The following is an 11,247-nucleotide window of genomic DNA, read 5'->3' as shown; positions in this document are numbered from 1 at the left end:
TCGTATCTTCGCAAGTACGAAGATAGCAAGGTACGGTAGGCTCAGTGCCATGCACGAGGGCATCCCGGACTTCACCATGCCGGACGACGACCAGGTCCAGGCCGCCGCCGACGCGCTCCGGATGCTCGCCGACCCCACTCGCCTCAAGCTCATGTGGGCGCTGCTCCAGGGCGAGGAGAACGTCGCCTGCCTCGCCGAGCTGTCGGGCGCCCGCCCCACCGCCGTGAGCCAGCACCTCGCGAAACTCCGCCTCGCCGGACTGGTCAACACCAGGCGCGAAGGCACGTTCGTCTACTACTCCGTCGCCGACGGCCACCTCGAACCGCTCATCGAACAGGCCCTGGGGCACGCCGCCGTGGCCCGGCGCCGCACCGCCGTCGAATAGGGCCTTGCTACCGGCCCTCGGGGAGGCGACGCCCGGTCATCGACGCGCGTCGAGCTTGGCCATCACTTCGCGGATCGAGGCCGTCATGACCTGGAACTGGCGCAGCGACGCGTCCTGGAGCTCGGCCACCTTCTCGTTGACGGTCTCCATGTCGAGCTCGGGCGCCGCGACCGCGGTCGCGGCGGCACGCTGGTCGAGGGCGTCGTTCAGCCCCAGCTTGAGCTGCTCGACAAGGGCGTCCGGGCCGTCCTTGAGCGCGCTGAGGGTCATCTTGATCCGCTCGAAGCGGCCGTCGGTCCCGAGGGTGATCTTGATGCGGCCGTCGGCGGCCTCGGTCAGGATCGGCTCGGCCTGCTCCCCCGGCGTGCCGGGCGCCTTCGCTAGCAGGTCGCGCACCTCCGCGAGCTGCTGGCCGACCAGGTCTTCTCCGAACATCAGACTCCCCGTCCCGCGCTGCCGAGTTTGCCCATGACCTGGGTGATCGAGGCGCTCATGGCCCCGAACCGGGCCAGTGAGGCGTCCTGGATCTCGGCGATCGACTGGTCGACCGCCTCGAGGTCGAGGACCGGCTCCTCGGTGCCGACCATCGCGGCCCGCTGGTCGAGCGCGTCGTTCACCGCGAGCAGCACGTGCTCGGCGATGAAGTCGGAACCCTCCTTGAACGCCTTGGGCTCCACGTTGATGAGTTCGACCCGTCCTTCGACGCCGAGGGTCACCGACACGAGACCGTTCGCCGATTCGGCGGTCACCGGCCGGGCCTGGTTCTCCTCGGGCGCGGCGCCCGCCTGCGCCAGAGCCGCCCGCGACTGCGCGAGGCGCTGCGCGGCCTCTTCTCCCTCAGGCACCGAGACTCCCGTTCCTTGGTCGCAATACGAAGCAAAGTCACCCTATCTCACCCTGTCAGGCGTCGAGCGCTTCCTCGATCGCGTCGAGACCGTCCTCCGCACCGGGGCCATCGATCCCGCGGGCGGTTCGGCGGCCTTGCGCTCATCGCACCGGCAGCGGCCCCCGGACGGGCACGGAGACTTCCGACCACATGGACAGCCGGGGACCGAGCCGGTCACCAGCGCGGATTGCGCGGCTCAGGAGGAGTGCTTGAGTTCCTCGGCGAGTCGGGCCTTGTCCATCGACGAGGCGCCGGTGATGCCCGCGTTGGCGGCCTGGCGCTCCAGCTCGGCCTTCCTGGCCTCACCCGGCCGGTCGCCCAGATGCTCGGCGCGGCTGGCGGCGAACGCCTCCCCCAGCTCCCTGCGGCGGGCGTCGTCGAGGCGTGTCCTCATCCCCGGCAGCACCGTGGACTCCTCCTCCTCGACATGATGCGTAACCGCCTCGACCAGCTTCTCCAGCGCCACATCGAACCCCGGCGACTCCGGATCGGCCTCCGTCAGCCGCACCAGCAGCTCCTCGGCCTCCTCGTGCTCGTGCTGGCTGTGCGCGACCTCCTCGATCTCACCCGCCTCCGACTTCGCGGCCGGGTACACCTCGGCCTCCTCCGCCCGACTGTGCGCCACCAGCAGCGCCGACACCACCGGCACCAGCAGCGGGCGCTTCTGCGGATGCTGCTTGAGCTCGTCGAACAACCGCTCCACCTCACGATGGTCGGCCATGATCAGATCCACCACATCACCGGACACGGCGCTGCCCCTCTCTCATCGACGTTCGGTGACGCCCGGATACCCGGCCGTGCTCGATTCATGCGGGGGCGGGCCGGGACCGCGCCGCAGCGCCAGCGCGACGCCGAGCGCGGTGACGGCCAGGCCGGCCCACGCCCGGCCGGTCACCTGGTCGCCGAACATCGCCCAGGCCCACAGCAGTGTGGTGGGCGGCGTCAGGTAGAGCAGGCTCGAGGCGACGGTGGCGCCGCTGCGGTGGACCACGGCCCAGTACAGGCCGTATCCGCCGATGCCGGCCAGGACCACCGTGAGGATCACGCCCGCCCAGAAGTCCGGGGTGGCCGCGGGTCGCAGGTATCCCCCCGCGGCCGCGATCATGGTGAAGGCGATCGCGGCGAACAGGAACTGCACGGCGAGGGCGTCGATCGGGCCGAGGCTGTCGGGTCGGGTGCGGCGTTCGACGACGGTGGCGGCGACCAGGCTCAGGACCGATCCCAGCGGCAGCGCGTACGCCCACAGCGGGACGGGCCCGCCGCCGTCGACGGAGACCACCAGGGCCACGCCCGCGAGGCCGATGAGCAGCCCGAGCACTTGGAGGCGGCTGGTCCGCTCGCTGAGGAACGCGGCAGCGGCCACCGCCATGATCAGCGGTTGGAGGCCCGCGATGAGCGAGACGACGCCCGGTGCGACGCCGAGCTGCGCGGCGAAGGCCACCCCGCTCAGGTAGCCGACCTGCGCGAAGGCCCCGATGACGAGGTGGAGGCGCAGGTCGCGGCCGGCGAACCTGGAGCGGCGGTGGGCGATCCAGGCGGCCGCGGGCAGAGCGAGGACCAGGAATCGCCAGGTCAGCAAGGTGACGGCGGAGGCGTCGCGGGTGCCCAGTTCCACGCCGATGAACCCGGAGCTCCAGGCCACCACGAAACCCGCGGCGTAGAGCCTGTCGAGTGGACGCACGCGGTCTCCTTCCGCGGCCGCCGCCGGGCGCGGCGCCGGCCGCAAGGGTAGCCGCGGCGGGCCGGGCCGAACCGTCGCCGTTTCCGGCGGGTCATTCCCAGCGGAAGCACTTGACCGCGACGGCGGCGCTGATCGCGGTGGCGGCGGCCAGGGCGATGAGGTGCGACGGGTTCAGCGCGGCACCGGTCCAGGCGTCGCCGACGGCTTGGACGGCGGCGCCGAACGGGAGGGCTTCGCCGACCGCGGCCAGCGGCTCCGGCAGGTTCTCGGTGGGTCCGAACATGCCGCCCGTCGCGCCCAGGGCGAAGAACAGCGTCAGGCCGATCGCCACGGCGGCGTTGCCGGTCGGGGCGATGGCGGCGACCAGCATGCCGATGGCGTACATCGTGAGCGACGCGAGGCCGAAGACCGCCAGCGCGGTGCCCGGCCGTTCGGGGAGGCCGACGTCGAAGAAGAGCATCGCGGCGGCCACGCCGACGGCGACGCCGATCATGGACTGGACGAGGGCGACGATCAGTTGGGCGGCGAGGATCATGGCGGGGTTCGCCGGGGTGACCGCCAGTCGGCGCAGTACGCCGGTGCGGCGGTAGAAGGCGAGGAAGCTGGGCATGTTCACCACGCCGACCACGGCGATGACGATGGTCAGGACCACCGGCATCACGTAGCGCTCGAAGACGCCGACGCCGTCGGCGGTGGTCTGGCCGGCCGATCCGAGGCCGTTCATGACGAGGATGAGCAGCGGCAGGCCGAACGGGATGAGCAGGCCGGCGGTGTCGCGGGAGACCATGCGGGCCTCGGCGGCGATGAGGACGGCCCAGGCGCGCGCGCCGGGGCGGCGGGCGGTGATGGATTCGGTGGCGGACATGGTCAGGCCTCTCCGTCGAAGCGGCTGCCGGTCAGGGTCAGGAAGGCGTCTTCGAGCGTCGCCCGCTCGAACCGGGTGTCCAGTGCGGTCACGCCGGCGCCGACGAGGGCGGTGCTGACGGCGTGGAGGAGGTTCCCCGATCCGGTGGCGACGACCTGGTCGCCGTCGAGTCGCACCGCGTCGACCTCGTCGAGCCGGTCGAGGACGGCGGTGTCGAACGGTTCGGCGGTGCGAAAGCGCACCTGCTGGTCCAGGCCGGAGCGGGCGATGAGTCCGGCGGGGGTGTCGACGGCGGCGACCCGTCCTTTGTCGATGAGCGCGACGCGGTCGCAGAGCCGTTCGACCTCTTCCATGTGGTGGCTGACGAGCATCACGGTCACGCCGCCGTCGCGGAGGCGCTCGACCATGGCCCACATGCCGCGGCGCGCTTCGGGATCGAGGCCCGTGGTGAGTTCGTCGAGGATGACCACGCGGGGCCGGCCGACGAGGGCGAGCGCGATGTTGAGCCGCTGCTGCTGGCCGCCCGAGAGGTTCTCGAAGCGGGTGCGGCGCCGATCGGTCAGGCCGACGCGGTCGATCAGCTCTTCGGGGTCGGCGCCGCCGCGGTAGAAGGAGCGGTGGAGGCGCACCAGCTCGTGCACGGTGAGCGCGCTGTGGAGCTCGGCGTCCTGGAGCTGTACGCCGAGTATCTGGCGGACCCGGGCGCGGTCGCGGCGGGGGTCGAGTCCGAGGACGCTCAGGGTGCCGGCGTCGGGGTTGCGGAGTCCGGCGACGGCCTCGACGGTCGTGGTCTTGCCGGCGCCGTTGCGGCCGAGCACGCCGTAGACCTCCCCCGGCTCGACGGTCAGGCTGACGTCGTCCACCGCGACCTTGTCGCCGTATGTCTTGCGCAGACCGCGCACTTCGATGACGGGCATCGGGTCTCCTCTCGGGTTTTCCTCGCGACTCGAAGCTATGGGCCGCGGGGCCCCGGCCGCGCGTGCGAGAGGTCATGGATCGGACCCGTGACTTCCGGCACGGGCGGCGGCGCGCGGCGGCGCTTAAGCTGGGGCCGATGAGACGACTGGGGGCCGACGGCTGGGGCGGGGTGGTCGTGACGATCGTCTGCCTGGCCATCAGCGCGCCGGTGGTCGTCGTCGGGGTCCGGGGCGGGCGGCTGCCGCTGATCCCGAACGGCTGGTGGCTGCTGCTGTACGCGGCGTTCGCCGCGGCGTTCCTCACGAGCATGTGGCTGATGGAGGTGGCGCCGCGCCGGGTGACGGTCGCCGCGCTCGCCGCCCAGTCGGTGCTCGCTCCGGTGCTGGTGCTGACCGCGCCGTCGGCGGGATGGACGCCGATCCTGCTGGTGTTCGCCGTGGCCGTGAGCGCCTACAGCGTCCCGGAATGGGTCTCGGCGGTGCTCGTCGCGGTCAACACCGCGGTCGTGGGGATCGCCGCGAGCGGGTACGGGGAGGCGTACGAGATCGGCATGGTCGCGCTGCTGTACCTGGCGCTTCAGGCCGCGAGCGTCCTGAGCGTGAAGGCGATGCAGCGCGAGACCCGTCTGCGTCGGAGCATCGCCGAGGCGCACGTCCGGTTGCGGGCGGCGGGGGCGCTGCTGGCGGAGTCGAGTCGTGCCGAGGAGCGGCTGCGCATCGCCCGGGAGCTGCACGACCTGCTCGGACACCAGTTGACGGTGCTGTCCCTGGAGTTGGAGATCGCTTCGCATCGGCGCGGGTCCGAGCGGGGCGAGTCGGTCGACCGGGCGAAGGAGCTGGCGCGGGAGCTGCTCGGGGACGTCCGGGCGACCGTCGGGGAGATGCGCGAGGACGACGCGCGGCTTCGGGAGGTGCTCGAGGCCGTGGTGTCGGATCTGCCCGAGCCCGTGGTGCACTTGCGCATCGGTGCGTCGGTGGCGGCGGACGCCGAGCGCACGCGGCTGCTGGTGCGCTGCGTGCAGGAGGTCGTGACGAACGCGATCCGGCACGCCCGGGCGGAGAACCTGTGGATCGACATCGTCTCGGAGGACGGGCGTCTCGCGTTCGAGGCGCGCGACGACGGGGTCGGGGCCCGCGAGGTGGTGGTCGGCAACGGCCTGCGCGGCATGGCCGAGCGGCTCGAGTCGCTGGGCGGAACGGTGCGGTTCTCGGGGGCGGACGGGTTCTCGGTGCGGGCGGAGGTGCCGGCCGCATGATCCGCGTGTGCCTCGTCGACGACCAGCATCTGGTCCGCCACGGCATCCGGCGGCTGCTCGACCTCTGCGAGGACGTCGAGGTGGTGGCCGAGGCGGACGACGGCATGGCCGCGCTGTCGGTCATCGCCGAGACCCGGCCCGACGTGGTGCTCCTGGATCTGCGCATGCCCCGCCACGACGGCATTTGGACGCTCAACGCCTTGCGCGACAGCGGCATCGACGTGCCCGTGCTGGTGTTGACCACGTTCGACGACGATGAGCTGGTGCTGGGCGCGATCCAGGCGGGCGCGCGCGGCTACCTGCTCAAGGACGTCACGCTCCAGCGGCTCGTGGCCGCGGTGTCGACGCTGGCCGAAGGCGGGACGCTCCTGCGGCCGGCGATCACCGACCGGCTCCTGCGTTCGCTGCAGCGGATCGACGATCCGGCGCTGGGCGTCGGCGAGGCGCTGATCCAGCCGCCGACCGACCGCGAGCGCGACGTGCTGCGGCTTCTCGCCGCGGGCTTCAGCAACCGCGAGATCGCCGAGGCGCTGTTCCTCGCCGAGGGCACGGTCAAGAACCACGTCTCCAGCATCCTGGCGAAGCTGGGCACTCGCGACCGCACCCGAGCCGTGCTGCGCGCGCTCCACCACGGCCTGCTCGACTGACCGCGACGGCCGGACGGCGTGCGCCGTCCGGCCGCGCGAACCTGTTGCGGTTCAGGGGGTGTTCTTACTGGTCGCACTGCTTCCAGGCGAAGTGGAACACGGTCTCGATGTCGCCATCGGTCGAGTCCATCGCGAGGAAGCTCTTCAGGGTGCGGTCGGTGCCGGCGGCCACGCGCAGTTCGGTGTTGATGTTGAAGTTGCGCTCTTCACCGCACGGCTTGTAGACGACCTGGTCCACCTCGACCTCGTCGGTGAACTGCCAGTTGTCGCTGAGCGGCGCCGCCAGCCGGTGGGTCGAGCTGGTGGTCTGCGACATGCCCGAGAAGTAGTAACTCGCCTTCTGCATGCCGCTCGCACCCGGCTCGAGGTGCCCGAACCCGCGGTAGTCGGTCTTCGCGATCGCGTAGGTGAAGCCCGACGGGACGTGCACGATCAGGTTGAGCTGGCAGTTCTTGCGGAAGTCGGTGGGGTCGGAGTTGCCGCCGGCCTGCACCAGGTAGTCGCTGTAGGTGACGGTGAACGAGGTGTTGCCCTCGTTGACGGCGACGGCCGTCGTGTCCTGGGGGCAGCCCGAGCCGTTGACCGTGGCGATGTCGATGACGATCTGGCCGGGAGGTGCGTCGGTGAAGTGCGCGGCCCGCGCGGGGCTCGCCAGCACCACTGTCGCCAGGGCCATGGCCCCGACGAGCAGCGACGCCTTGCGGATGAACTTCATGATGGATCCCTTTCAAGAGGTGAACGAATATCGATGCCCGCCTGTGGCCGACGGCATTGGGATCGGATGAGATTGCACCGCAGGTGAGCGGGCGGGCAGGACTCCTGAGGAGCACCTGAGGGCGAATGAGCGGAGTGGGTTTTTCCGTCTCCTTTAGCCCATACATATTTATATCCATCTATATGTAATGAGTCAAGGATTTCACGCAAATTGAAAGGGGTCTGTCCAATGAGGTTGGAGCTAAAAGTGAACATCCGTGCCTCTGGACACAGAGGCACGGATGCGGCTCGTGGTCGGCGCCGGTCGGCGCCGCGCTCAGGTGCAGCGCTTCCAGGCGAAGTGGTAGACGGTCTCGATGCTCGCCTTCGTCGAGTCCATCGCCATGAAGCTCGTCAACGCGGCGTCGTCGCCCGCGCCGACCCGGAGCTCGGCGTTGATGTTGAAGTTGCGCTGCTCGCCGCACGGCTTGTAGACCAGTTCGTCCACGGCGGCCTGATCGGCGAACCGCCAGGTGCCGTTGTAGGGACCCTCCAGCTCGTGGGCGGAGCTGGTGGTCTGCGAGCTGCCGGTGAAGTAGTAGCTGGCCTGCTGCAGGCCGGTGGCGCCGCGTTCGAGGTGGCCGAAGCCGCGGTACTCGGCCTTCGCGATCGCGTAGGTGTAGCCCGAGGGGATGTTCACCTCCAGATTGATCTGGCAGTTCTTGCGGGAGTCGACCGCGTCGGCGCCGCCGCCGGCCTCGGCCAGGAACCTGCTGTAGACCACGGTGAAGGAGGTGTTGCCCGGGCCGACCGCGACGGAGGCGGTCCCTTGCGGGCAGCCGGAGCCGTTGACGGTGGCGACCTCGACGGTGACCTTGCCGCCGGGAGCGTCGGCGGGAACGGCGTCGGCCTGCGCGGGCCCGGCCAGCATGACGGCGGCGAGACTGACCACTCCTGCGAGCAGCGGGAACTTTCGGAGAGCTCTCATTTGGAATACTTTCTGGGATAAGGGAAATCAACGTCGACTGCTCCACTGCGGGTGGCGAAAGGAGCCGGCGCGTCGCGTAACCAGAGTTACGGGAGCGCTTCCAATCAGCGACAGGGAGAGATCGGGGGAACCGATTTTGTCGAGACTGCCCAATCCGTGTATTTAGATATATAGATAAAGGACGAACTAGTCAAGACATATTGGAATGTCATATTAGATTGGCAAGGGAGGCAAGAGTGTGCATAGTGGTCGGAGCGAGGGCGTTGTTCAATCAGCGATTCGACGGACACGCGCGACCAGAGCGGTCAGAGCCTGCCGGCGCTGCGAGGGACGCGCGGAAGGGCGGGCGGGGCGATGCCGAGGCCCCGCGCCGACCGGTCTCCGGGATCAGGCCGAGCCGGTGATGTAGCCCTCGAGCTGCTGCTTCTCGAACTCGAGCTGGCCGATGCGGCCTTTCACGACGTCGCCGATGCTGACGATGCCCACGAGGACGCCGCTGTCGGCGACGACGGGGACGTGCCGGATGCGCCGCTCGGTCATCAGCACCATCAGGTCCTCGATCGAGTCGTCCGGCATGCGGGTGTGCACGTTCGCGGTCATGATCTGCGAGACGGGCGCGTCGAGCAGGCCGGGGTCCGCGTGCAACCCCCTGGCGACGTCGCGTTCCGAGACGATGCCGGCGACGTTGGAGCCGTCCGCGCTCACGACCAGGGCGCCCACATTGTGCTCGGACAGCATGGCCAGCAGGGTGCGGACCGGGTCCTCTGGCCGGATGGTGACCACGGCCGACCCTTTGGATCGCAGAACATCACTAATCCGCACAGAGACCTCCTAAATGAGGCAACGAGTAGCTTTCAAGGATACCCCAGACAGGCCTCCCGGAACAGGTCCATCGCCGCTACGAAGTCAGGTCGCCTCGGCCGTGCTCAGCCTGTCTCTCAGCCGTGGACGGTTCGGTGGCGCGAGCGCTCGCGGCGACACGGCGGCGTCGCGAAGACGCCGTGCCGCCGCGAGCGAATCCGCGGTCTAGAGGTGGGCGGGGCGTTCGGGTGCCTCGCAGTCCTCTACCGCCTCGCCGGGCGGGAGGAACGCGCCCACCCCTTGGGCTTCGGTCCGGGTGGTGTCCTCGAGCAGCCATCTCGTGCCGTGCTCGGGGCCGGTCAGGGTCATCGAGGTGCCCGACTCCGTGCGACCGTCTACGGTCAGCGCCCTTCTGTTCGCCGCGTTGACGAGCGTCCCGTCGTACGGGTTCGCCGCCGTCTCGGTGGCGGGGACGAAGGTCCAGCGCTGGCGCCGGTCGTCGGCGTCCGGTTCGACGCCGAGATAGGCGACCTCAGTGCGGGACACGGCCGCGAGGGCGCCGCTGCCGTCCGCGGCGCTGATCGTGTACTGCCCGTCCTCGTAGGCGAGGTTCCACGCGCCGTCGCCCCACTTGGCCCAGACGACCATGTCGCGGTCGGGGTGCTCGGCATCGCCCGCGTACCGGTCGATCTGGTACTCGGTGCCGATGCTGTCGGTGAGGATGCGGAAGACGTCGCCGTCGAAGTCGACGTCCTCGGCGGTCTCGCGCGGCGGCAGCTGCGGTTCCTCGGTGTAGTCGCCGTGGTGCTCGTCCGGGGCGGGTTCGTCCCATGGGGCCGGCAGGATCAGGTCCGCGGGGTAGACCTTCGCGAAGAACGCGTAGGCCACGGGGTCGTACGCCTGGAGTTCCGCCCTGGTGTTGATGGGGCTGCGCACGCCGTCGGACCAGTCGGGCTTCTCCGCCATGACGTCGAACCAGACCGAGGAGAGCGTCGCGAAGTACTCGTCGATGTTGGAGATCGCGTACGTGTTGGGCCACAGGCCGGTGTTGTAGGCGTTCTCGTAGACGGCGTAGAGCTCGTCGGACAGGGACGCGTCGTCGTGCGTCTCGATGCCGACGAGGCGCACCGCGTGCCCGAACTCGTGGATCAGGATGTTCTCGTTGCGGTAGGCGGTGTTGAGGAACGGGTTCTCGTTGTCGCGGGTCCGGAGCACGTTCCGCTCGGAGATCGAGGAGACGCAGTCGTTCCAGGTGCTGCCGCCGAAGCCTTCGACGTCGTACGACTCCGGGTTGTACCCGCCCCGGTGCTCGGGGACGAGATAGGCGTTCTCGCGCGCGGCGTACACCGCGAGCGAGCAGCCGTAGTCGGTCATGGTATCGGCGATGCCGTTGTCGCCCTTGGCGAGCTGTACGTCGATCTGGGCGGCGGCGAGGTCGAGCGTTGCGGGGTCGACGTTCGGATTCGCCTTCACCTCGATGCCGGTCGCGGTCGTGACCGACTGGGTGTAGTAGTCGAGCAGCGGCACGCCGGTGTACGTGGCGTCCTTGGCCTCTCGGCCCTCCGCGTCCGCGATGTTCGAGCCGTCGACGGTCAGCGTCAGGGGCTCGTCGAGGTCGATGGCGCCCGTGTAGGCGACGCTCGCCAGGTGGAGGTCTTCGGGCAGGCGGGCCATGCTGTTCGCCTCGGTGCCCGCGATCTGCTTGTTGTCCTTGTCGAAGAAGATCGTGTCGGTGGCGCCCGTGGGCGGCTTCACTTGAAGGTCGATCTCCGTGTCGCCGTTGGTCAGCGTGAGGTTGTCCGGGCTGACGACCGCCTCCTCGTCGACGTAGCGGTCCCAGTAGACCTCCAGGAACTCGCCTTCGTTGATGACGCGGACCTCGGTGACCTGCGGTCCGTCGAACGCGGGGTCGGTGGCGACGATCCCGTCTTCGTCGACCGGGATCGCCACCGGGGCTTGGGATTGCGCGAGGGCCGGACTCGCGCCCATGAACATGGAGGCGAGCACGAGCGTCGCGGCCGCCGTGCCGCCCGCTCTCGTTCTGAGCGTTGTGGTTCGAGGGTTCATTGGTAATATGTAACATATTACTGAGCCCGTGTAAACCCACTCATAGCGTCACGCAACGAAA

Annotated in this window: 13 protein-coding genes; 3 read left to right on the top strand and 10 right to left on the bottom strand. The window is 69.6% G+C overall.

Annotated features, from left to right (window positions below):
* Nucleotides 1–49: 49 nt before the first annotated feature.
* Nucleotides 50–385, top strand: coding sequence for an ArsR/SmtB family transcription factor (locus BLQ63_RS20305; RefSeq protein WP_091039352.1), 336 nt, complete (start codon nt 50–52; stop codon nt 383–385).
* A 36-nt stretch (nt 386–421) separates the two neighbouring features.
* On the opposite strand, the gene BLQ63_RS20300 is transcribed toward BLQ63_RS20305, so the two are convergent.
* The 6 genes from BLQ63_RS20300 to BLQ63_RS20275 form a co-directional block, all read right to left on the bottom strand.
* On the bottom strand, nt 422–820 hold the full coding sequence (locus BLQ63_RS20300) for a hypothetical protein (RefSeq protein WP_091039351.1): 399 nt from the start codon (nt 818–820) through the stop codon (nt 422–424).
* Nucleotides 820–1,230: a YbaB/EbfC family nucleoid-associated protein gene (locus tag BLQ63_RS20295; protein ID WP_091039350.1), complete on the bottom strand. Its 411-nt coding sequence runs from the start codon at nt 1,228–1,230 to the stop codon at nt 820–822. The genes BLQ63_RS20300 and BLQ63_RS20295 overlap by 1 nt, the downstream gene beginning before the upstream one ends.
* 237 nt (nt 1,231–1,467) lie before the next feature.
* Nucleotides 1,468–2,004: a hemerythrin domain-containing protein gene (locus BLQ63_RS20290; protein WP_281188050.1), complete on the bottom strand. Its 537-nt coding sequence runs from the start codon at nt 2,002–2,004 to the stop codon at nt 1,468–1,470.
* A gap of 30 nt (nt 2,005–2,034) precedes the next feature.
* Complete coding sequence (locus BLQ63_RS20285) at nt 2,035–2,952, bottom strand: DMT family transporter (RefSeq protein WP_091039348.1); 918 nt, start codon at nt 2,950–2,952, stop codon at nt 2,035–2,037.
* A 91-nt stretch (nt 2,953–3,043) separates the two neighbouring features.
* A complete protein-coding gene (locus tag BLQ63_RS20280; protein WP_091039347.1) occupies nt 3,044–3,817 on the bottom strand; it encodes an ABC transporter permease in 774 nt (257 codons plus the stop codon).
* A 2-nt stretch (nt 3,818–3,819) separates the two neighbouring features.
* Nucleotides 3,820–4,734, bottom strand: a complete 915-nt coding sequence (locus BLQ63_RS20275; protein WP_091039346.1) for an ABC transporter ATP-binding protein — start codon at nt 4,732–4,734, stop codon at nt 3,820–3,822.
* 137 nt (nt 4,735–4,871) lie between these two features.
* Here BLQ63_RS20275 and BLQ63_RS20270 point away from each other — a divergent pair, with 137 nt between their 5' ends.
* Both BLQ63_RS20270 and BLQ63_RS20265 read left to right on the top strand, forming a co-directional pair.
* Nucleotides 4,872–5,990, top strand: coding sequence for a sensor histidine kinase (locus tag BLQ63_RS20270; RefSeq protein WP_091039345.1), 1,119 nt, complete (start codon nt 4,872–4,874; stop codon nt 5,988–5,990).
* Nucleotides 5,987–6,637: a response regulator gene (locus BLQ63_RS20265; protein WP_091039344.1), complete on the top strand. Its 651-nt coding sequence runs from the start codon at nt 5,987–5,989 to the stop codon at nt 6,635–6,637. Before BLQ63_RS20270 ends, BLQ63_RS20265 begins: the two co-directional genes overlap by 4 nt.
* 64 nt (nt 6,638–6,701) lie before the next feature.
* Here the strand turns inward: BLQ63_RS20265 and BLQ63_RS20260 are convergent, their stop codons facing one another.
* From BLQ63_RS20260 to BLQ63_RS20245, 4 genes are all read right to left on the bottom strand, one after another.
* Entirely contained in the window at nt 6,702–7,352 is a 651-nt protein-coding gene (locus tag BLQ63_RS20260) for a DUF4360 domain-containing protein (protein WP_177155029.1), read from the bottom strand.
* A 315-nt stretch (nt 7,353–7,667) separates the two neighbouring features.
* Nucleotides 7,668–8,318: a DUF4360 domain-containing protein gene (locus BLQ63_RS20255; protein WP_091039343.1), complete on the bottom strand. Its 651-nt coding sequence runs from the start codon at nt 8,316–8,318 to the stop codon at nt 7,668–7,670.
* Between the two features lie 387 nt (nt 8,319–8,705).
* A complete protein-coding gene (locus BLQ63_RS20250) occupies nt 8,706–9,140 on the bottom strand; it encodes a CBS domain-containing protein (RefSeq protein ID WP_091039342.1) in 435 nt (144 codons plus the stop codon).
* Between the two features lie 204 nt (nt 9,141–9,344).
* Nucleotides 9,345–11,186 (bottom strand): RICIN domain-containing protein, encoded by a 1,842-nt coding sequence (locus BLQ63_RS20245; RefSeq protein WP_143015008.1) that lies wholly within the window; start codon nt 11,184–11,186, stop codon nt 9,345–9,347.
* Nucleotides 11,187–11,247 lie beyond the last annotated feature (61 nt).

The organism is Glycomyces harbinensis, from assembly GCF_900101745.1.
In the GTDB taxonomy this organism is placed as follows: domain Bacteria; phylum Actinomycetota; class Actinomycetes; order Mycobacteriales; family Micromonosporaceae; genus Glycomyces; species Glycomyces harbinensis.
This window is presented reverse-complemented; position numbering and strand designations above follow the sequence as displayed.

Coding starts and splice junctions, on each gene's coding strand:
- BLQ63_RS20275 (WP_091039346.1), bottom strand. CDS start 4,734: ATGCCCGTCATCGAAGTGCGCGGTCTGCGCAAGACATACGGCGACAAG.
- BLQ63_RS20305 (WP_091039352.1), top strand. CDS start 50: ATGCACGAGGGCATCCCGGACTTCACCATGCCGGACGACGACCAGGTC.
- BLQ63_RS20280 (WP_091039347.1), bottom strand. CDS start 3,817: ATGTCCGCCACCGAATCCATCACCGCCCGCCGCCCCGGCGCGCGCGCC.
- BLQ63_RS20265 (WP_091039344.1), top strand. CDS start 5,987: ATGATCCGCGTGTGCCTCGTCGACGACCAGCATCTGGTCCGCCACGGC.
- BLQ63_RS20245 (WP_143015008.1), bottom strand. CDS start 11,186: ATGAACCCTCGAACCACAACGCTCAGAACGAGAGCGGGCGGCACGGCG.
- BLQ63_RS20260 (WP_177155029.1), bottom strand. CDS start 7,352: ATGAAGTTCATCCGCAAGGCGTCGCTGCTCGTCGGGGCCATGGCCCTG.
- BLQ63_RS20300 (WP_091039351.1), bottom strand. CDS start 820: ATGTTCGGAGAAGACCTGGTCGGCCAGCAGCTCGCGGAGGTGCGCGAC.
- BLQ63_RS20270 (WP_091039345.1), top strand. CDS start 4,872: ATGAGACGACTGGGGGCCGACGGCTGGGGCGGGGTGGTCGTGACGATC.
- BLQ63_RS20255 (WP_091039343.1), bottom strand. CDS start 8,318: ATGAGAGCTCTCCGAAAGTTCCCGCTGCTCGCAGGAGTGGTCAGTCTC.